General features: G+C 37.1%; 20 protein-coding genes. All 20 read left to right on the top strand.

The window, feature by feature from the left end:
* Positions 1–142 precede the first annotated feature (142 nt).
* The 20 genes from CYP54_RS01865 to CYP54_RS01770 all read left to right on the top strand — a co-directional run bounded on the left by CYP54_RS01865 (position 143) and on the right by CYP54_RS01770 (position 21099).
* Positions 143–934 (top strand): YegJ family protein, encoded by a 792-nt coding sequence (locus CYP54_RS01865; protein WP_103603982.1) that lies wholly within the window; start codon positions 143–145, stop codon positions 932–934.
* Between the two features lie 30 nt (positions 935–964).
* Positions 965–1471 carry a hypothetical protein gene (locus CYP54_RS01860; protein ID WP_103603981.1) on the top strand — a complete coding sequence of 169 codons (507 nt, stop codon included), beginning with the start codon at positions 965–967 and terminating at the stop codon, positions 1469–1471.
* Positions 1462–1953: a hypothetical protein gene (locus CYP54_RS01855; RefSeq protein ID WP_103603980.1), complete on the top strand. Its 492-nt coding sequence runs from the start codon at positions 1462–1464 to the stop codon at positions 1951–1953. Before CYP54_RS01860 ends, CYP54_RS01855 begins: the two co-directional genes overlap by 10 nt.
* A gap of 241 nt (positions 1954–2194) precedes the next feature.
* Entirely contained in the window at positions 2195–3559 is a 1365-nt protein-coding gene (locus CYP54_RS01850; RefSeq protein ID WP_103603979.1) for a coproporphyrinogen III oxidase family protein, read from the top strand.
* Positions 3559–5193, top strand: a complete 1635-nt coding sequence (locus CYP54_RS01845) for a multidrug ABC transporter permease/ATP-binding protein (RefSeq protein ID WP_103603978.1) — start codon at positions 3559–3561, stop codon at positions 5191–5193. The genes CYP54_RS01850 and CYP54_RS01845 overlap by 1 nt, the downstream gene beginning before the upstream one ends.
* A 105-nt stretch (positions 5194–5298) precedes the next feature.
* The gene (locus CYP54_RS01840; RefSeq protein ID WP_103603977.1) at positions 5299–5688 is read left to right on the top strand and encodes an NAD(P)H-quinone oxidoreductase subunit 3; all 390 of its coding nucleotides are present in this window, start codon (positions 5299–5301) and stop codon (positions 5686–5688) included.
* Entirely contained in the window at positions 5670–6182 is a 513-nt protein-coding gene (gene nuoB / locus CYP54_RS01835) for a NuoB/complex I 20 kDa subunit family protein (RefSeq protein ID WP_012001120.1), read from the top strand. Before CYP54_RS01840 ends, nuoB begins: the two co-directional genes overlap by 19 nt.
* Positions 6179–6937 carry an NADH-quinone oxidoreductase subunit C gene (locus CYP54_RS01830; RefSeq protein ID WP_103603976.1) on the top strand — a complete coding sequence of 253 codons (759 nt, stop codon included), beginning with the start codon at positions 6179–6181 and terminating at the stop codon, positions 6935–6937. Before nuoB ends, CYP54_RS01830 begins: the two co-directional genes overlap by 4 nt.
* Positions 6934–8163, top strand: coding sequence for an NADH dehydrogenase (quinone) subunit D (nuoD, locus tag CYP54_RS01825; RefSeq protein ID WP_103603975.1), 1230 nt, complete (start codon positions 6934–6936; stop codon positions 8161–8163). Before CYP54_RS01830 ends, nuoD begins: the two co-directional genes overlap by 4 nt.
* The gene (locus tag CYP54_RS01820) at positions 8160–8390 is read left to right on the top strand and encodes an NADH-ubiquinone oxidoreductase subunit E family protein (protein WP_103603974.1); all 231 of its coding nucleotides are present in this window, start codon (positions 8160–8162) and stop codon (positions 8388–8390) included. Before nuoD ends, CYP54_RS01820 begins: the two co-directional genes overlap by 4 nt.
* The gene (locus CYP54_RS01815) at positions 8387–9097 is read left to right on the top strand and encodes a hypothetical protein (RefSeq protein ID WP_103603973.1); all 711 of its coding nucleotides are present in this window, start codon (positions 8387–8389) and stop codon (positions 9095–9097) included. The genes CYP54_RS01820 and CYP54_RS01815 overlap by 4 nt, the downstream gene beginning before the upstream one ends.
* Positions 9094–11394, top strand: a complete 2301-nt coding sequence (locus CYP54_RS01810; RefSeq protein WP_103603972.1) for an NADH-quinone oxidoreductase subunit G — start codon at positions 9094–9096, stop codon at positions 11392–11394. The genes CYP54_RS01815 and CYP54_RS01810 overlap by 4 nt, the downstream gene beginning before the upstream one ends.
* Positions 11387–12382: an NADH-quinone oxidoreductase subunit NuoH gene (gene nuoH / locus CYP54_RS01805; RefSeq protein WP_103603971.1), complete on the top strand. Its 996-nt coding sequence runs from the start codon at positions 11387–11389 to the stop codon at positions 12380–12382. Before CYP54_RS01810 ends, nuoH begins: the two co-directional genes overlap by 8 nt.
* Before the next feature lie 8 nt (positions 12383–12390).
* Positions 12391–13002 (top strand): NADH-quinone oxidoreductase subunit NuoI, encoded by a 612-nt coding sequence (gene nuoI, locus CYP54_RS01800; RefSeq protein WP_103603970.1) that lies wholly within the window; start codon positions 12391–12393, stop codon positions 13000–13002.
* 23 nt (positions 13003–13025) lie between these two features.
* Complete coding sequence (locus CYP54_RS01795) at positions 13026–13562, top strand: NADH-quinone oxidoreductase subunit J (protein ID WP_103603969.1); 537 nt, start codon at positions 13026–13028, stop codon at positions 13560–13562.
* Positions 13559–13861, top strand: coding sequence for an NADH-quinone oxidoreductase subunit NuoK (nuoK, locus tag CYP54_RS01790; RefSeq protein ID WP_085657926.1), 303 nt, complete (start codon positions 13559–13561; stop codon positions 13859–13861). Before CYP54_RS01795 ends, nuoK begins: the two co-directional genes overlap by 4 nt.
* Before the next feature lie 3 nt (positions 13862–13864).
* The gene (gene nuoL / locus CYP54_RS01785) at positions 13865–15703 is read left to right on the top strand and encodes an NADH-quinone oxidoreductase subunit L (RefSeq protein ID WP_103603968.1); all 1839 of its coding nucleotides are present in this window, start codon (positions 13865–13867) and stop codon (positions 15701–15703) included.
* Positions 15703–17214, top strand: coding sequence for an NADH-quinone oxidoreductase subunit M (locus CYP54_RS01780; protein WP_103603967.1), 1512 nt, complete (start codon positions 15703–15705; stop codon positions 17212–17214). The genes nuoL and CYP54_RS01780 overlap by 1 nt, the downstream gene beginning before the upstream one ends.
* Entirely contained in the window at positions 17211–18701 is a 1491-nt protein-coding gene (gene nuoN / locus CYP54_RS01775; RefSeq protein ID WP_103603966.1) for an NADH-quinone oxidoreductase subunit NuoN, read from the top strand. The genes CYP54_RS01780 and nuoN overlap by 4 nt, the downstream gene beginning before the upstream one ends.
* On the top strand, positions 18670–21099 hold the full coding sequence (locus CYP54_RS01770; RefSeq protein WP_181001494.1) for a tetratricopeptide repeat protein: 2430 nt from the start codon (positions 18670–18672) through the stop codon (positions 21097–21099). The genes nuoN and CYP54_RS01770 overlap by 32 nt, the downstream gene beginning before the upstream one ends.
* Positions 21100–21689: the final 590 nt, after the last annotated feature.

Genomic DNA, 21689 nt, shown 5'->3' with positions numbered 1-21689 from the left:
TTTAAATTTGAAGTTGGTAGGCTAAATTTTGAAATCATTACGTAATTTTTGGATTTAAAATTTGTCGGATTTATGAGTGAAATTTATCTTATCATTTTGCATTCAAATTTGATCTATCTAAAATGAAAAATAAGGACAGAAAATGAGCTTTTTTAAGAAAATTCTCGGTAAACAAATCGATCTTGGCAAGCAAATGCCAATCTATTTTGTAAGTAGCGACGAAGACTATATGCAGCGTGCGTTTGAGCAGGCCAGAGAGAGCTTTAGATATTTTTGGCGTGAGGTTTACTGGGAGCGCCACAGGATCGTACCTATGCTTGACTATGCAATGGTAAAAATTTGCTTCTTAGATGTCGTAAATGGCGAAGAAGTCGGCGAGCACATGTGGATAGACGATGTGGAATTTGACGGCGAAACGATATATGGTACGCTCGTAAACGAGCCTGACGCCGTGCGAAACGTGAAGTTAGGCGACCAAATAAGCGCAAAGATAGACGAGATGAGTGACTGGCTCTTTTCGATAGATGGACGCGCATACGGCGGATTTAGCGTGCAGGCGATGCGCTCACGCATGCAAAAGAAAGAGCTAAAAGAGCACGATAAAGAGTGGGGGCTTGATTTTGGCGATTTTAACGATATTTTGGTAGTTTATGAGCAAAAAGAGTATCCTGAAAATTTGATAGAGCATCCAATGAGCAAAAATACATATGAGCAAGTAAAACAGTATATAAAAGAGCACCCAAATATGGTCACGGATGCTGATGAGTTTGGCTATACGCAGCTTCACAACGAGGCGATCGCAGGAAATTTAAATCTTGTAAATCTCTTGCTAGAAAACGGTGCCGACAAAAATGCCCGCACAAAAAGTGGCAAAACGGCGGCTGAATTTGCTGAGAATTTGGGCTGGAGCGAAATCGCAAAGGTGCTTAAATAGCAAGTTTTTATAAATTTTTAGGATTTAAATTTGAGTTATCAAGAAATTTTAGAACTAATGAAAGAAAAAGATAAGCCAGAATTTACAAATGAAATTCTTGTAAGTACTTTATTAAAATTTCATCCATTAATACTATCTGGCATTAGTTTGGTTGGTATGATCTATTATTTTGCATATTTTGGGATTAAGGTAAAATATTTTCTAGATTTAGGTGGAGCAGATGTAGCATACGTTGGTGTATCATTCTTTTTTATATCGACTTTTTTTTCGCTTGCTATTATATTTCCTTGTCTGATTTATCCAGGCTACTATGAAAATAAAAAAGATAAAACCTGGATGTTTTACTTTGGATTTTGTCTACTTCCTTTTCTGGCAGTAGTTTGCATGGCAGCATTAAATACTATTGTTGCAAACAAAATAATGCTTATTGATTTACTTATTATTTCTTTAGTTGTTTCTTCTATTTACTTATTTCTTATAATTTATTTTGATATAAATACAAAAGATCACTCTTTTTTTGCTTTACTATGGCAGTAGTTGCAGCTATTGTAGTATTGGTGCTTATATGTTTTACTTTAATTTTTATTCTTAAAAAAGAGCTACCTATAAATTATGATCTTATAGAAGAGTTCTTGTTGGTGATGATTGCATTTTGTATTGTAACACTGGTCTATTTTAAAGGTTTGGAATATTTTTATAAAAAAAATGAATATATAGTCTTCGTAATGACTGTATCAATTATAATAATTGCGATTTTATCTTGCTTTCTTTTAGGGGCGATCGCAAATAGGCTTGGGATGACAAATGTTGAATTTAAATATTTATCTATTGAAAAAAGTACGCTAGGTGCTTTACCATTTCAAATTTACAGTAAAGATAAAGAGCCTGATAAAAGTAATACCTATTATGAAATAGAATGTAGAAGCAATATTGTAAAACTTTATAACATCAAAGCCCTATCAACACTTGGTAAATTTTATTATTTGGAAACAATAGATTGTGAAAAAATGAGAAAATAAGATTTGAGCTTGACTCGAGCAAAATCATCTCAAGGGCCAAGAAGTAAGATATTAAATTTATCACTTAAGGTGATTATTAAAAACTAAGCCAAATACTAAAAATAGTGTGTTTTTATAAGCAAAAGCCTTAAGTGAGTTTCATCTTTTACTAAATTTTTATACCGATGCAAGGCTAAATTTATTAAAAGTTAGCTATCCTAACACATTAATTTAAAACCAAACTTATTTAAGGCGATTAGTTATGATCTTTAAAAATATTGTCGAGAATTTTGCCATAAATTACGCTCATAATTCTATTCAAAGATCACTATATAATGAATTTAATATAGACATTTTAACCACAACCTACACCAAAACTCCAAAAAAAGACAAAAAGTATATGCTCTACGCGCACGTGCCATTTTGTCACACATTCTGTCCATATTGCTCGTTTCATAAGTACCACTATGAGCAAGAACTTGCAAAAGTTTACTTTGAAAATTTACGTGAAGAGATGAGGCAGGTTAAAGAGGCTGGGTTTGACTTTGATTCACTTTATGTTGGCGGTGGCACGACGCTTATAAATGAACCTGAGCTTGAGAAAACGCTTAAGCTTGCAAAAGAGCTTTTTAGTATAGATGAAATTTCAGCAGAAAGCGATCCAAATCACATCTCACCCGAGAGTTTAGCTAGATTTGATGGATTAATTGATCGCTTAAGCGTTGGCGTACAAAGCTTTGATGATGAAACGTTAAAGAGAGTTGGCAGATATGAAAAATTTGGCTCAGCCAAGGAGGTAAAAAGAAAGCTTGAGCTTGCTCTTGGCAAGATCCCAGTCATTAGCCTCGATCTCATCTTTAACCTGCCAAATCAAACAAAAGAGCAGCTCATAAACGACATAAATACTGCGAAATCGATCTCTCCACAACAAATCACCTTCTATCCACTCATGAAATCAGAGCTAACAAGAGAGAATATAGCTCGCTCGCTTGGCGTTTCAAACGTAGATAACGAGCGTGAATTTTACGAGATCATCGTGAGTGAATTTGCTAAGGGCGGATACAAGCAGAGCAATGCTTGGGCGTTTTCAAACGAAAAAAGTGCTGACCTTCGCGACGAATATGTTGGCTCAAATTTAGAGTATCTTGGCGTTGGTAGCGGAGCATTTAGCTTTCTTAACGGTGAGCTTGTAATAAATGCGTTTAATCTACTTGAATACGGCAAAAGGATAAAAAATAGGCAAAGCCCAGTCATCGCAAAATGTGGTTTTAGCAAGAAAGAGCGACTTAAATACACGTTTTTAACAAGGCTTTTTGATGGTGGAGTTGATATTAAAAGATATAATGACGAAAATAACACAAACATCAACAAGGTCTTATTTATGGAGCTTAGCTTGCTTAAGCTTGTAAATGCGGTATATGAAGAAAATGGCATTATTAAGCCGACATTTTTTGGCAAATATATCTGCATCGTGCTTATGCGTGATTTTTACGCTGGTATGGACAAAGTGCGTGCGATATTTAAAGATGATGCTAAGATAAAACGAAGTAAGGTGCTTCGCATAATGAGCGAAAATACTGAACAAAAGTATGAGCCAAATATCATTCAGCCACGAGCTGCGATGTAATGCTTGCAAATTTAATTAAAAAAAATATCTATCAAATTTCTAAAATAGTGTTATTAACACTCGTATTTAGCGGGCTTGGCGTCTGGACTCTTTCATTTATAAATAATGAGCTTGTAAGCTTAAAAGAATTTGACCCGATTCTTGCAATTAAATTTATAGTAGTCTTACTTTTATTTTTTATAAGCGCCATCGCCGCAAATATATCGCTTACAAATTTTGGACATAAATTTATCTACGAGCTAAGATATCAAAGTGTAAAGCAAATTTTAGATACGCCAAATAGCGTGATAAATGAGATCGGCAAGGCAAAGATCATAGCTAGTCTAAACAATGACATAAAAACGATCACATTTGCTTTTATGAGTGCTACTGGTTTTATACAAAGCCTAGTTTTTATCGTCTGTGCCAGCATCTATCTTTGTGTAATCGCTCCAAAAATTTTTATCTTTTTATCCGTTTGGATCGGTGCGACTCTTTTTATAAATACGCTTTTTATGAAAAAAATTCATCTTTATTTTAAGTATTCTAGAGTTCAAGATGACGCATTGCAAAAGCACTACGACGATATCGTAGAGGGGCATAGAGAGCTTAGTTTAAATAGAGCAAGGGCAAGTGTCTGCTTTGATGAGTTAAATTTTACAGGCGATAAAAAACGTCAAAATATGGTAAAAGCCGATATTTATCACGCATTAAGTGATAATTTTACAAATATTATGCTTCTTGGCTCAGTTGGACTTTGTGTATTTTTGTGCGTAGCATTTGACTGGGCGAGCATGCAAACAGCACTAAGCATTAGCCTAACGATACTATTTTTAAGAGGCTCATTTATGAGTATGGTTGGCTCCATACCAACCGCACTTAGCGCAAAAGTGAGTTTAGAAAAGATCACGAGCTTAAATCTAAATAAATTTAAGGAAGGCTTTAAATTTGACGATAGCCTAAGCGATAATTGGCAAAGCATAAAACTAAAAGATATAAATTTCAACTACACTCACGGCAAATTTTGCCTAAAAGACGTAAATTTAGAGATCAAACGCGGTGAGATAACATTTATTATCGGTAAAAATGGCAGTGGCAAAAGTACGCTTATAAATTTACTTTGTGGCCTTATGCGCCCAAGTAGTGGTGAAATTTACCTTGATAGCACAAAGATAGATGAAGGAAATTTACAAAGCTATCAGGCAAAGATTAGCGCTATTTTTGCCGATTTTTATCTATTTTCGCAAACGCTCTCTCATAATGGCTTTGCTAGCCAAAGCGAAATAGACGAGCTTTTAGCCTTACTTGAGATCGACAAAAAAGTAAGTGTCATAGATAATAAGCTTAGTACCACGCAACTCTCAACCGGTCAGCGAAAGCGTCTAAGCCTACTAATAGCCATATTAGAGCACCGCTCTATCCTTATCCTAGATGAATGGGCGGCCGATCAAGATCCGCTCTTTAAGCGAAAATTTTATAAAGAAATTTTGCCGTTTTTACAAAGTAAGGGCATCAGCATAATCGCTGTTAGCCACGATGATAGTTACTTTGATGTAGCAACTAGGATCATCTTAGTAAAAGATGGCTTTGTGCGTGAGCTAGATGAGAGCGAGCGAATAAGTGCTGCAAAAGATGCAGTTGAGAAGATAAAATAGGAGTAATTTTTACACAAAAGCACAATACTCACCCTACTCTTAAGCCATTTCAAGCTCAAATAAATTTAAATTTAGTAGAATCTTAAAAATTAAAAAAGGCAAAGTATGTCACATTCAGAGCTTGAAAGTACCTATTTTGGTGCATTTATCATACTTTTACTAGCGACTTGTTCATTTTGTTTAATAACATTCTTATCTTCAAAAATAAGTAAAAAATTAGCCAACCGCAATACCCAGCGTCTAAAACTTGGCTTTTACGAGTGTGGTCCAACCACCGTAAAACAGCCAAATAAGATAAATATCCACTACTTTTTTTATGGAATTTTATTTATTTTATTTGACGTTGAGGTCATCTTTATGTATCCGTGGGCGGTGGATTTTAGGCTACTTGGAATTTTTGGACTAATCGAAATGTTGCTTTTTGTGACGATTTTACTTATCGGCTTTGCTTATGCTTGGCAAAAAGGAGTCTTTAAATGGCAAAGCATCAGATAAATTACGCTGCAAATGGTGGCTTGCCAGTCGTTTTAACAACCGTTGATAAACTCGTGCAGTGGGGTAGGAGCAACTCGCTTTGGGCTCTTAGTTATGGACTTGCTTGCTGTGCGATCGAGATGATGGCAAGCGGAGCTAGTAGGTATGACTTTGATAGATTCGGCACCATATTTCGCGCCAGTCCAAGACACTCAGAGGTGATGATCATAGCTGGCACGCTAACTAAAAAACACGCAGAATTTACAAGGCGCCTTTACGACCAGATGCCTGAGCCAAAGTGGGTCATCTCGATGGGTAGCTGCGCAAACACTGGTGGCATGTTTAACACCTATTCAACCGTTCAAGGTGTCGATAGAATAATACCAGTTGATATCTACATCCCAGGCTGTGCTCCTCGCCCAGAGACGCTTCAATATGCACTTATGATGCTTCAAAAAAAGATAAGAAAACAAAGTGCATTTAGGGCGCAAAAGCCAAGAAAGCTCGAGATATGAGAGAGTATAAGTCAAATAATGATCTGCAAAAAAAGCAGTATTACAAAGAGAAATTTTATATAGAAAAGCAGACGCCAAAAGATGAGGTAAGAGGTTCTAAATTTGATGAGGAGCTAGCCATCTTAGAGCAAAACGGAGTAGAAATTTTATCTAGCTACGTGGAGTTTGATCAACTTGTAATTTATATAAATTCTAGTGAAAATTTTAAAGCGCTTGAAGTATTAAAATCTTTTGGTTACGAACAGCTTAGTGAGCTTGCAGCACTTGATTTTATAAGTGCAAAAGGCGGATATGAGGTCTTTTATCAGCTTCTTAGCATTAGTAAAAATAGACGCGCTCGTGTAAAATGCTTTGTAAAAAAAGATGAAATGCTAAAAAGTGTTTGCAAGCTTTACAAAAGCGCAAACTGGGCTGAGCGCGAGATGTATGATTTAAGCGGCGTTCTCATTAAAGATCATCCAAATTTAAAACGTCTCATCATGCCTGATGACTGGCACTCACACCCGCTCTTAAAGAGCTATCCGCTAACTGGCGACGAGGCTGCCAAATGGTACGAGGTGGATAAAATTTTTGGGCGTGAGTTTAGAGAGCAAATTGGCGAAGAGAACCGCGATCCAGCTTATATTGAAGAGAAAGATACCTTTGGATTTTCAAGGGCATTTAGCGAAGAGTATGAGTATCAAGAAGATGGCGGCGTAAAATTTGTCAAAAAGGCTAAATTTAGCCAGAGCCAGATAGTAAAGGAAAGACCTTGAGTCAGTCACCAAACCGCTTAAAACCATTTTTTGAAAATTTAGAATTTGAGCAAAATGACGGCAAGATGATACTAAATTTTGGCCCACAACACCCAAGCGCACATGGTCAGTTAAAGCTTGTGCTTGAGCTTGATGGCGAAAAGGTCGTAAGGGCCTTACCAGAGGTTGGCTTTATGCACCGAGGCGTTGAGAAGATGGCTGAAAATATGACCTATCAGGAATTTATCCCAGTAACTGACAGGGTCGATTACATCGCATCAAGTGCGAATAACTACGTATTTTGCGCGGCTGTGGAGAAGCTTTGTGCTATAGAAGTGCCTAGACGTGCGCAGATTATTAGAGTGATGCTTTTAGAGCTAAACCGCATCAGCTCGCACCTTTTATTTTTAGCTACGCACGCCCTTGATGTGGGGGCAATGAGCGTCTTTTTATATGCATTTAGAGAGCGCGAATACGTCCTTGATCTAATAGAAAAATACTGCGGCGCAAGGCTAACACATAGCTCGATAAGGATCGGTGGCGTGCCGCTTGATCTGCCTGATGACTGGTGCGAGGAGCTGCTTAAATTTTGTGAAAAATTTCCAAGCGACATCACACTTTATGAAGATCTGCTAAGTGAAAATAGAATTTGGCAAGCAAGGCTTGTAGATGTGGGCGTAATTAGTAAAGAACTAGCCCTTAGTACTGGCTGCTCTGGCGTCATGCTAAGAGCAAGCGGCGTGGCGCGTGATATAAGAAAAGAAGAGCCATATCTCATCTATGATGAGCTAGAATTTGACGTGCCTTATGCGACACACGGCGACTGCTACGCAAGGTATCTGCTTTACATGAAAGAGATGCGTGAGTGTGTGAAAATTTTAAAGCAGTGTGTTAGCAAGTATCAGACAAGCAGCCCTGCCATTATCGCTGATGCACCAGATTACGTGAGCGCTTCAAAAGAGCAGATAATGAGCCAAAACTACTCACTAATGCAACATTTTGTGCTAATAACTCAGGGGCTAAAGCCACCAAAGGGTGAAATTTACTTTGCTAGCGAGTCGCCAAAAGGCGAGCTTGGAATTTACATAAACTCAGACGGTAGCGCAAGTCCATATCGCCTAAAAATTCGTACACCAAGCTTTTGGCACTGCGCTATTTATGAAGATTTATTGGTAGGCCAGTACGTTGCTGACGTCGCTACGATAATTGGTAGCACAAATATCATCTTAGGCGAGGTCGACAGATGAGAAGGATCGATCTTAGACACTTAAAGAGTGAGTTTTTGAGCGCTCTTGGACAGCAGATAAAGGCTAGCGAGCCTGGTGAAGTGATTATATTTTTATTTGAGATAGGCGATTTTAGCGGTGTGGCAAAGGCTGTAAATTTAGCTTATAATCTAAACTGCAAAGTGATGAATTCGCTTAAATTTAACCAAGTTGATTGGGTATTAACCATAAAAAAGGGCAAGATATGAAATTTAATGATTTAATAGCAGGCAAAAGCTTAAGCATCGCAAATTTACTAAGCTTGAGCGACAAAAATTTAGCAAAAAAGATAAAAGAGCACGAGTTTAAATACATCTCTTGCATCGAAGATAGCGAGCTTGGCGGCGAAAATTTAATCCGCTGCGAAATAGGCTCAATAAGCTATGTCTTAGCTCTTCTTTGCAAATACGCAAATTTGTCTTGCGATGAGTTTTTTAGCGAGCTTGATGATGGGCTGATAAGCGGCGAGTGCAATGTTGGTGAAGAGGAATTTGAAGAGCTAGGCGAGTGGATAAAGGATGTTAAAAACATCGTTATTGATGATTCATTTTTTACTCATCCAGATAAAGATGCGATCTTTTGGCTACTTGAAATTTTAGGCAAAAATGTCGTTTTGGCTGGTGGTTGTAAAAAAGAATTTAATGATTATCACAAAATAGACGAGCTAAAAGAGCTTGAAAATTTTGACGGAGCGGTCGTTTATCTAAACAAAGGTGCAAGCGATGAGATCGTAGGTGGCGTGCAATTTGGCATCGTAGCAAAGGCAAAAGATGGCGATATACTAGAACTTAAAGCAAAAGATTTTAGTGTGAAGGCAAAATTTAAACTAGACCATTCGCTAAAAGGCACAGTTGCGATATTTGGCGTAAAAGAATTTGATGGATACGTATTTAAACAAGTAGTAGTTAGTAAATGAAAATAAGCATAAATGATCAAATTTTAGAGGCAGATGAAGGCGAGAGCATCCTAAATATCGCAAGAGCAAATGGAATTTATATCCCAGCTCTTTGCTATCTTAGCGGCTGCTCACCAACTCTTGCTTGTAGGCTTTGCATGGTCGAGGCAAATGGCAAAGTAGTTTATAGCTGTAATGCCAAAGCAAAAGAGGATATGCAAATTTATACAAACACGCCAGAAATCGCTGCCGAGCGAAACGCGATCATGCAGACTTACTGCGTAAATCATCCGATTCAATGTGGCGTTTGTGACAAAAGCGGTGAATGTGAACTACAAAATTTAACCACACATCTAAAAGTAAATGAACAAAAATTTGCCATCGTTGACACGCACAAACCACATAAAAAATGGGGGCTAATCAACTACGATCCAGCTCTTTGCATAGTCTGCGAAAGATGTGTCACTGTTTGCAAAGATAGGATCGGTGAGAGTGCACTAAAGACCGTACCAAGGGGTGTTGAGGTACCAAAAGAGCTAAAAGAGAGTATGCCAAAAGATGCCTACGCAGTTTTTAGTAAGATGCAAAAAAGCTTAATAGGTCCAAGCGTTGGCGAGAGTCTTGACTGCTCATTTTGCGGTGAGTGTATCAGTGTTTGCCCTACTGGAGCACTTATTAGTTCGCATTTTCAATATAACACAAATATCTGGGAGCTAAACCCTATCCCAGCAGCAAATCCACATCAAAGCGACTGCGAGCTAATTTACTATGATGTAAAAGAAAAGAGCACTAGCGACAGAAGTAAGCAAATTTACCGCGTCAGCAATGATTTTACATTTGGTGAGGTAAGTGGGGCAGCTAGGTTTGGTTATGACTTTCACAACGAGCTTGCCTGTAAAAATGAAGAAAAATTTGAAGAGATTGCTTTAAATATTAAAAATGGTGCGATCAAAAATATAAAATTTAATAGCTTTATCACGAACGAAGAGGCCCTTATTTTAGAGCGTTTAAGAGAGAAATTTGATCTAAATTTAATAAATAATGAGGCGCTAAATTATCAAAAATTTTTAAATAAATTTAGCGAATTTAGCGGGCTTAGCTCGTATAACGCAGACTATGAAGATATTAAAAATAGCGATTTTATCATCACTGCTGGCAGTTTCTTAAGACACGAAAGCCCAGTGACAAGCTTTAAGTTAAATAACGCTTTAAAAATGAATAAAGCAACTGGAATTTACTTTCATCACATAGCCGATGAAATCGTTAAAAAATATTCTAAAAATTTTATCTACGTAACACATGAAGCTGGAAGATTAGAGCAAATTTTACTCTTTGTGCTTAAAAACTGGGGCAAAAATTTATCTAGCGCACTTACATCAAAGCTTGAAAATTTTGATGAAAATTTTGGCTTAGATATACCGGCTTTAAGTGATGACAAAAGCAAATTTACGCTCATTTTAGGAAGCGATTTTTACACAGATGAAAATGCAAATTTACTAGCTGCACTTACTGGAGTGATCGCAAGAGCTACGCCGTTTCGTGTGATGCTAATACCACCACGCACAAACTCACTTGGCGTTGCTAAAATTTGCACTCTTACAAGCGAGAAAGAGCCTGGTAAGACGCTTGGCTATAACGAAAATGGCGATTATAAATTTAGTATTTTTGAAGGTGACATCGATGCTAGCGCGCTAAATCAGCAAGAGGGCACTTTTACAAGCATAAATAACGCCTTAGTGCCAACAAATGTGGCGATACTGCACAAAGGTTATTTTCTAAACGATATCGCAAACGCACTTGGGCTAATGGCTAAAAATACGATTGATTACACGCCAAATTTACCAAAAGAAAAGGGTTATAGAGGCATTAAATTTGATGATTTAGAAAATTTTTACGTAAACGACGGCACAAGTCACAGAGGTTATAAGCTTGAAATTTCAAATTTCACACCAAATGATGATATAGAGCCACTTTTAAAAGATAGCAAGAACATAAATTTAAAAGATGGTGAAGCTCTAGTTAGCCTTGTAAATCCTATAAATTTGCCATCATTTTTTGCAAACTATGCCACACAAACAGCCAAAAGAGCGAAGCTTTATGCAAGTAGCGAATTTATGGCTAAATTTGAAATTTCACAAAATGAAGCGATTATTTTAGAAAAAGATGGGCACAAGCTTGCCATTTGCGTGGAGCTTGACAGTGAGCTTGGTGGAGTCGCTGCGTATTTAGGTGATTATGACAACAAGCTTGATGTGGGGGTTATATTTAATGGTAAAAGCTACGCCGCAGTTAAAATCATAAAGGCAAAAGATGAGTGAAACACTATTTTTTGTGCTAAGCACTATCATTAAAGCCGTGGTCATCTTAGCCGTCATGGCAAGCCTTGCAGGGCTTGCAACTTATGCTGAGAGAAAGGTACTAGCCTACATGCAGCGCCGCGTTGGGCCTGATATGGTGGGACCTGCTGGAATTTTACAGATAGTAGCTGACATGATAAAACTCTTTACAAAAGAGGACATCGTGCCAGCAAATACGAATAAATTTATCTTTTTAATAGCTCCACTAATATCAGCCATTGCCGCATTTGCAGCGCTTGCACCTGTGCCGTTTTTGCCTGAGTTTGAAATTTTTGGACATACATTACGTCCAATTCTCTCAGATATTAATGTTGGTATTTTATACATCGCTGGTGTTGCTTCGGTTTGCGTCTTCTCTCCACTTGCAGCAGGTCTTGCTAGCTATAATAAATTTGCACTAATTAGCGCGGCTCGCGCAGTAGTCTCACTTCTTAGTTTCGAAATAGTCGCTGGCATGGCTCTTTTAAGCGTTGTAATGGTAACTAGCTCACTCTCACTTGTGGATATAAACAACTATCAAAAAGGAATTTTTGGCTGGCTTATATTCAAGCAGCCCCTTGCTTTTTTACTCTTTTTAATAGCAAGCTTTGTGGAGTGCAATAGAACACCATTTTGCTTAACAGAAAACGAAACAGAGATAGTGGCAGGCTATGGCACCGAGTATAGCGGCATGAGATGGGCGATGTTTTTCATCGGCGAGTACACAAATATGATCGCTGCTAGCATCATTATTACGATTTTATTTTTAGGTGGATTTAACGAATTTTTATTTATCCCAGGCGCTTTGATGATCATCTTAAAATCAAGCGTTGTCTTTTTCTTTTTTCTTTGGGTAAGGGCTTCATGGGCACATTTAAGAGTTGATCAATTAAGTGCATTTTGCTGGAAAATTTTGCTTCCACTTGGAATTTTAAATATCGTAATCACTGGCTTTATGCTACTAATCTAAGGCGAATAATGAGTGAGAAAAAATATATTTTAATAGATGAAAAGTTAAAGCCAAAGAGTGCGTTTGATAAATTTAAGCACTTCATCGCTGTCACATTTAAGCCTGATCTTTTGATCGGACTAAAAGTCACGATAAAGCAGATGCTCTTTAGCAAGTCACATACTTTAAAATACCCTATGCAAAAGATGGAGCTAAATGCTAGATATAGGGGCATTCACAAGCTTTTAAAATTTATTGAAAGTGAAAATGAACGTTGCATTGGGTGTGGGTTATGTGAGAAAATTTGCGTTAGCAACTGCATTTCGATGAAGACTTCACTTGGCGAAGATGGACGCAAAAAGGTCACAAGCTACTCAATAAATTTAAGTAGATGCGTCTATTGTGGATTTTGTGCTGATGTTTGTCCTGAGCTTGCGATAGTTTGCGGACAAGAGTACGAAGTTGCTAGCAAGAGCAGGATTATATTTGGCACAAAAGATGAGTTTTTGACAAAAGATAAATTTTTAAAAGATCAAAGCGAGTTTGAAGGATACGGAGCGCTTCCTAAAAATGCTGATAGCTTAATCAAAAAGACGCCAAATGCATCTATAAATGAAAATGAGACAAAAAGTGATGAGTAGTATAAATTTTAAAAGGGCAAAAGATGTATGAGAGCTTTGCATTTTATCTTTTTAGCGCCTTGGTTTTGGTGAGTTTTTCTTTTAGTGTATTTTGTAAAAACGCACTAAATGCAGTCTCTGCACTAGCTGCTGGCATGGTCTTTATCTCGGCTATATTTTTCTTACTTGGAGCGGAATTTCTAGGCGTAGTACAGATAATAGTCTACACAGGTGCTGTGGTCGTTTTATATGCATTTGCAATGATGTTTTTTGATAGTAGCAAAGAGTGTGAGCCAAAAAGTAGCAAAAAAGCAAAGATCACTATCTATATTTTAAGTAGCTTTATAGCGCTTCTTTTGATATTTATATTTTTAGCTCCTCTTTATGGTGCAAAATTTGATGGATTAAGTCCCATTGCTAGCGAGCTTGGCAATATCGAGGCTATTGGAATTTTGCTTTTTAGCAAGTATTTAATCGCTTTTGAGATGTGTGCTGTAATGCTTCTTATAGCAATGGTTGCTGGCATTATCTTGATACATAAAGACCTAAATACTCAAAATACACTAGAGGAGATGCTATGATAGGACTTACTCACTATCTCATCCTTGCAAGTCTAGTCTTTGTCATAGGGCTAATTGGCATAATGCGAAGAAGAAATTTGATCATGCTATTTTTCTCAAGTGAAATTTTACTAAACTCGGCAAATATCGCACTCGCGGCTATCTCAAAATACCACTTTGATCTAACTGGGCAAATAGTTGCATTTTTTATAGTTGCTATCGCAGCTAGTGAAGTCGCTGTGGGGCTTGGCTTACTAGTGCTTTGGTACAAAAAGACTGGTAGCATTAGTCTAGATTCGATGACAAATATGAAAGGCTAAGGGATGATTTTATTTTGTATTTCGCTATTTTTTCCACTGCTTAGCTTTATCGTTTCTGGACTTTTTTCACATAGCAGTAAAAATTTACTAATTGGTGTTTTTTGCTCACTTCTCATGATTATTAGCACCACCGCTTCACTTATGCTAGCAGCCAGTCTTGGCATAGATGAACCGCTAAATTTATCACTAAAAGAATTTATAAATTTTGGTGGTCTGGATTTAAATTTTGGCTTCTATCTTGACGCCATTAGCCTTATTATGCTTAGCACTGTGGGTGTGGTGGCCAGTGTAGTGCATATCTATTCTATTGGCTACATGAAAGATGACGCAAGCTTTAACCGCTTTTTTAGTTATCTTGGGCTCTTTGTCTTTTGCATGAACGTCCTTGTCTCAAGCGATAACTTTATAGGGCTATTTATCGGCTGGGAGGGCGTTGGACTTTGCTCGTGGCTACTCATTGGCTTTTGGTATAAAAGGCCTAGCGCAAACATCGCTGCAAACGAGGCCTTTATAATGAATAGAGTCGCTGACCTTGCGATGCTTGTTGGCATCTTTTATATATTTTATAGCTTTGGCTCGCTTAAATTTAGCGAGGTTTTTAACGCTAGAAGCGACTTTAGTGGGCTAAATTTAGGCATCATTGCCACACTTCTTTTTATAGGCGCCATGGGTAAAAGCGCGCAGTTTCCATTTCACACTTGGCTTGCAAACGCCATGGAGGGGCCAACTCCAGTTTCTGCACTTATTCACGCAGCGACCATGGTAACAGCTGGCGTTTATCTAGTGATACGTGCAAATTTTATCTTTATAAATGCACCTGAAGTCTCGCACTTTATCGCTTATCTTGGCACATTTGTAGCGATATTTGCGGCCAGTATCACGCTAGTGCATAACGACCTTAAAAAGATTATCGCCTACTCGACTCTTTCTCAGCTTGGTTATATGTTTGTTGCCGCTGGTCTTGGCGCTTATAAGATTGCACTTTTTCACCTTATCACGCACGCATTTTTCAAATCACTTCTATTTCTATGCGCTGGCAACGTCATGCACGCGATGAATGACGAGCTAAATATCAAAAAAATGGGTGGGCTTTATAAATTTATGAAGCCAACTGCAGTTCTTTCTATCATCGCAAGCTGCGCGCTGGCTGGATTTTATCCATTTGCTGGCTTTTTCTCTAAAGATAAAATTTTAGAGGTTGCCTTCAGCGAAAATCAAATTTTGTGGGCTATCTTGCTATTTGGTGCGGTGCTTACGGCATTTTATAGCTTTAGACTTGTCATGCTAGTCTTTTTTGCAAGGCCAAAGAGCGAGAAGCATGCACATGAAGCCAAAAACTACATGCTAGCTGGCATGGGCGTACTTGGAATTCTCTCAGTCATAAGTGGCTTTTTTTGGAGCAACTTTAGTGAGTTTTTAGAAAAAAGCTTAAAAGATTTTTCACTAAATTTATCTCACGGTAGCGAAATTTTTTTACTTGTTTTAACACTTGGTCTAGTGCTAGCAAGCGCTGGCTTTGCTGTATTTGCCTATAAAAGAGAAATTTTTAAAGAGAATATTTGTGAGAGCAGAGCTTATAAAATTTTACAAAATGCCTACTTTATACCAAAATTTTATGAGAAATTTTTCATAAATGGCTATACGTTAATTTCACAAATTTGTAAAAAGATTGATGAGATGATAATCGACCAAAGTGTCGATCTAGTCGCAACAGCGCTAAATAAATTTGCATATTTAGCAAATAAAATGCAAAGTGGCGACTTAAGCATTATGCTTAGATTTATGGTCACAGGATTTGTCTTGCTTTTAAGCTTTATATTTTTATTAAACGGAGCCAAATAATGCTAAGTGTAATCATATTTTTCCCTGCAATAAGCGCAATACTTGGCTTTTTAATAGAAAATAAAAGCATAAAATTTTATGGAGCAAGCATCGCGCTGATCGAGCTTTTGCTAGCTATTTTTATCTGCGTAAATGTCGATTTTCAGGGTTATGACTTTGTTTTAACGCATCAAGTCTCGCTCATACCAAGCCTAAATATCAGCTATTTTGTCGGCATCGACACCATTTCGCTAGCACTTATCGTACTTAGTGCATTTATGAGCTTCATCTCTATCGCCGCACTTAGCGATGATGGAAATTTAAAGCACCTTGTTATTAGTGTGCTCTTTTTGGAGACCACGATGATGGGCGTCTTTAGCGCACTTGATATGATCTTGTTTTACAGCTTTTGGGAGCTTAGTCTCATACCGCTACTTTACATCATCGGTGCCTTTGGCAGTAAAAATAGAATTTATGCTGCAATCAAATTTTTCATCTATACATTTTTAGGCTCGGTCTTTATGCTGGTGGCGATCATCTTTATCGGCTATTTGTGCTACCAAAAAAGTGGTGCCTTTAGCTTTAGCTTGCTTGACTGGTACAAGCTTGATATCGTAGAAAATGCTCAAATTTGGCTATTTTTAGCATTTTTCTTTGCCTTTGGTGTGAAAACTCCGCTTTTTCCATTTCACACGTGGCTACCTTATGCGCACGGACAGGCACCGACCATCGGCTCAGTGCTGCTTGCTAGCGTGCTTTTAAAGATGGGCACATATGGTTTTGTAAGATTTTCACTCCCGCTTTTCCCAGATGCAAGCCTACTTTTAAGCGGTGCCGTTTGTGTCATAGCTATCATTATGATCATCTACGCAGCCCTCGTTGCCTACGCTCAAAGCGACATGAAGCAAGTGATCGCTTATAGTTCCATTTCACACATGGGTGTCATCATGCTTGGCATCTTTTCATTAAATTTGATAGGTCTTGGCGGCTCAATATTTTTGATGATAAGCCACGGTATCGTAAGCGGTGCGCTATTTTTACTAGTTGGCGTCATATATGAAAGAACTCACACCAAAGAAATTTGCGAATTTGGCGGCCTTGCTAAGGTGATGCCAAAGTATGCGCTTATATTTTTTATAGCGACCCTTGCAAGCATTGGCCTTCCGCTAACTATCGGCTTTGTGGGCGAGTTTTTGAGCCTGCTTGGCGTCTTTAAGCTAAACAAGCTCTTTGCGCTACTTGGTGGCTTTAGTATAATCGTGGGCGCTGTTTATATGCTGGTGCTTTATAAAAGGGTATTTTTTGGCGAGTGCAAGGAGAAAAATTTAAGCCTAAAAGATCTAAATTTTAAAGAGTTAGCCACTCTTGTACCACTTTGCTTACTTATAATCGCTCTTGGTGTCGCTCCAAATTTGATACTAAAACCACTTGAGCCAAGCGTGCAAAATATAATAAATAAAATGCAAACTAGAGCGGTAGATAGCGACACAAAGGATAAAATTTTATCTTTAAATGGCGGGAGCAAACTATGAACGAAATAGCCTTTTTAGACCTAAAAGAAATTTCTTTATCTTCGGTTGCTCCGATGCTTAGTATGATAATCTTTGCGCTTTTTATCTTAATCGTTGGCACCATAAAAAAAGATCTTTCAAGAAATTTCTACTGCGTATTTTGTATCATCGCAATATTTGTAAATTTGGGCCTAATACTTGATTTTAACGGTCTTAGTCTTAGCTTTTGGGATATGCTTTTAGTTGATGGCGTTTCGGTCATCTCTCAAGTCATCATCCTCATCGCCTCAGCCCTTTTCATACCGCTGGCACTTAGTACAAAAGAGTATTTTGAGTATAAAATTTACGAGTACTACGCGCTATTTTTGTTTATGATCGCTGGATTTTTATTTATGGTGAGCTCAAGCAACCTACTCATCATCTTTTTAGGCCTTGAGATCAGTTCGCTTTGCCTCTACACCCTAATCGCCCTTCACAACAAGGCAAAAAGCGTAGAAGCTGCCATTAAATACTTTGCGATGGGCTCGCTATCGGCTGGCTTTTTCGCGATGGCGATAGCGATGTTTTATCTAGCGACAAACTCAATAGACATCGCTCGTATCGGCATTGTGATAAAAGATCTTAGCCTAAATCAAAATTTGATCATTTTGCTTGGCTGCGTTTTCATAGCCTCTGCCATTGGTTTTAAGCTCTCACTCATACCTTTTCACACATGGATCCCAGACGTTTATGAGGGCTCAAATGCCCCGCTAGCAGGCTATATGTCGATCGTGCCAAAGGTGGCAGCATTTATCGTCGCGTTAAGAATTTTTGCGATGCTTGAAGGCTCGCAAATTTTGTGGATAAAAGATATGCTCTACATCATCGCCGTGCTTACTATGAGCCTTGCAAACATTATGGCGCTAGTGCAAAAAGACGTAAAAAGGATGCTTGCTTTTAGCTCCATAGCTCACGCTGGTGTCGTGCTTTGTGCGCTTGTGGCAAATTCTCACGAAGCCAATGTCGCCTTGTTTTTCTACTGGATCATGTTTTTGTTTGCAAATTTGGGTGCGTTTTCTATGCTCTGGGTGGCAAGGTGCGACGATGTCGTCTGCTGGGACAAACGCTTTAAACACCCATTTGAGAAATTTTCAGGACTTATTAAAATTCTGCCAAGTTACGCCGTGATAATGGGAATTTTTATGATCGCCCTTGCTGGCATTCCACCTTTTAGTGTATTTTGGGGTAAGATGGTGCTTATCTCATCGCTCATAAAGTCTGATTACATCGTGCTTGGTGTTATAATCATGATAAATTCTGCCATTGCAATTTATTACTATTTAAAGCTAATCGTCTTTATGTTTTTAAAAGAGCCGATCGTAAAAGATAAAAATCTCTACACCGCAAATATTTCGATGGCGCTAAAAGTAATTGTTGGCATTGCGGTAGCTGGAACGGCCTTTTCGTTTTTATTTTCTGGAGCGATTTTGGAATTTATTGAGCATTTTGTCTTTGCTTCAGGATTTTAAAAAATTTAACTATAATTGTGGCATGAAAAAGCTCTTAATTATTTTATTTTTTCCGCTTTATCTAACTGCTTTTAATCTTAGCCTAAATAGCGGCGCAAATGGTGATAAACCTTATAGCGTTCTTCAGCTAAGCGATGAGCAAGAATTTGAATGCGTGGAGCAAATTTTAGCCTATGACACCAAACGCTATGTCTGCATGCTCGATGATGAAATTTTGCCAAAAATTGAAGACACGACACTGCCATTAATGGATATAAAATATAAAAAGCAAGATGGCAAGCTTTTTATCGTCATAATGCCAAAAGCACCGTCAAAACTGTTAAATATAAAAACTGAGCTTTATAACAGTCAAAACGTACAAGATAGCCCAAAAACAACCATTTCAAAACACTTTAGCATCATTATAGATACTTCGCTTAGTGAAAATAGCAAGAGAAAGTCTGGACTAAATTTTAAACCTGATTTTAAAGATATGTTAAATCCTAGTATCGGAGCGCTTGATCTTAACAAAGCTCCTATTGCTGGGCTTGATAGTAATGATATTGATATCTACATAAGTATAAAACGAGCTTATGAAAAGGGCGCTTATGAAAATGTAGTAAAAGATACTCAAACAGCGATAAAAAGGCATCCAAATAGCCTTTTTTCAAGTGAATTTTTACTATTTCGCCTAAGGGCTCTTGATAAAATTTTTGAGACAAAAAATGAGTTTGAAGAGATCGAGCCAAAAGATATCGTAAGTGAAGGTAGGGCTTGGATTAGAAAATTCCCATCTGATGAAAACTACCCAGAAGTGCTATATCTAATCGCTAGAGCCTACCTAAAAGATAGCATCGCAAGTGATGCAAAATATATGCTTGATATCTTAAACGAAGAGCATGCAAACTCAAAATTTACAAAACTTGCAGCGCTTGATTATGCTGATTATCTCTATAAAATAGGCAGACAAAAGGAGGCGCTAAAAGACTATGAAAAAGTGCTTTACTCCACAAACGACATCGACCTTGCAAGTAGAGCAGCACTAAGCCTAGCTGATGCAAATATTGATAAAGAAAAATTTGATGAAGCAAAGAAATTTATACTAAAAATCGCAAATGCGAATGAAAAATTTTTTATGAATAATCCAACAAAGTCGATGAATCTTGCAACTACATTTGTAAGTAAAGATATGCCTGATGTGGCTGCTAAAATTTATGAAATCTTGATAAATAATAGCGATAGAACGAAAGATTTTTATGAAGTTGCTTTAAAAAATTTAGCACTAAATCTAGCCAAAACAAAAGATGAGAAAAAAGCATACGAATACTTAAATAGATATGAGACAGAGTTTAAATATGGTGATTATATCGATGAGGTGACTAAAGCAAAAGATGGGTTATTCTTTGAAGAGGAGGATAAAAATGCTACTGCACTTCATGCAAGATATAAAGAGCTAATTGAAAAATATGCTGGAACAAATATTAGCCAAAAGGCTCTAATAAGCGAGCTTGAGCTGGATATTAAAGAGCGCAAATTCTCCGATGCACTATCTTACAAAACCATGTCAAAAGATGGAAATTTAAGTAAGGCAATGGAGCTGATAAATGAGGCTGCGCTAAAGCTTACAAAAGAGTATTTTATAAAAGATGATTGCACGGCTGTTATAAATTTGCTTGAAAACTACGATATAAATAAAATCTCATTACCACAGTTTAAACTTTTTAACTGCTACTTTAGAACAGCTCGCTACAACGATGCACTTGAGTTAGCAAAAGCTCATGCAAAAGATGAAAATTTAGAAGACAGAGTTGAGTGGCTGGTAAATTTGAGCAAAATTTTATATAAAAACAAAGACTATGAGCATGCGATCATTGCTGCAAATGATGCGCTTTCACTTGGCTCATCAGTCGAATACTCAGATCCAACACCATCTCTTTTTGATAGGTTTTACTCATTGCTTGCATTAAAACGCTTTACGGAGGCGATCTCAACCATTAGCGCTATTGAGCAGCTAAGAGGCCAAGACTTTAAGATTATCGAAGCATATACAGCTATAAGCGACTATGCGATGAAAAGTAATGACTACGCCATCGCTACAACATATGCCAAAAAAGCTCTTGAGCTACAAACAAAAGCCAAGATAAATACATTTTCACCAAAGATAAATTTTAACTACTCAGAAGCTTCACTAAAGACAGATAACCTAGGTGAGGCACTTGATGAGGCGAAATTTATACTAAACATGAAGCTTGAACCAGAAGACCGCTTACATGCTTTAAATTTGATAAGTGAAATTTATATAAGACAAAAGCAGTTTAAGTTGGCTAGGCCTTATTTAAATGAGTGCTCTGACTCAAATTTTATAAGCCCGTATAAAGATGCTTGCAAAGCTAAGCTTGATATGATAGGTAAAAACTAAATGCAAAGAGATAGCTTGTTTGCTAAGTTTTATATTTAAGCTTAAATTTTAGCCTTTATTTTTGCTATTTAAGTTGAACTTTTTTACGTATTTAATTATTTTTTTACATTGCTACCAAATGCTCTTTATATTATAAAAAGAGCTATATTTTATCATAAGCCTTAATGTGTTTTTAATGCATGAGACCTGGTATAATCTTAAAATTTTAAGCATCTTTCTTTATTAACAAATGTAGGCTGTTTTACGTTTTATAAGCTTAAAAATTAAAAATGCTTAATAAGTTTTTTGCCCAATAGATCAAAGCAAAAAACAACTTGTAACGCTTTTAATTATATTGATATGATGTGTTTTATTGTATTTATAGAAATTTTTAGCTTATTGTAAATTAACTTCTAAAAATTTATCATATACTACACGCTAATTAAACAACATTATAAAAATTAATTTTTACGTTTTTAGTAGCAATTTACTAAGCAAATAAGTATACATTTTTAATAAATTTTCTATAAAAATTTCTGTGTAACAAATTAAAAAGAAAAAGAATTAGAAAAATGGTGACCCATACGAGACTCGAACTCGTGTTACCAACG

This window comes from Campylobacter concisus (assembly GCF_002914005.1).
Taxonomy (GTDB): domain Bacteria; phylum Campylobacterota; class Campylobacteria; order Campylobacterales; family Campylobacteraceae; genus Campylobacter_A; species Campylobacter_A concisus_N.
Note: the sequence above shows the minus strand (reverse complement) of the source record. Positions and strands in the feature narration are given on the sequence as shown.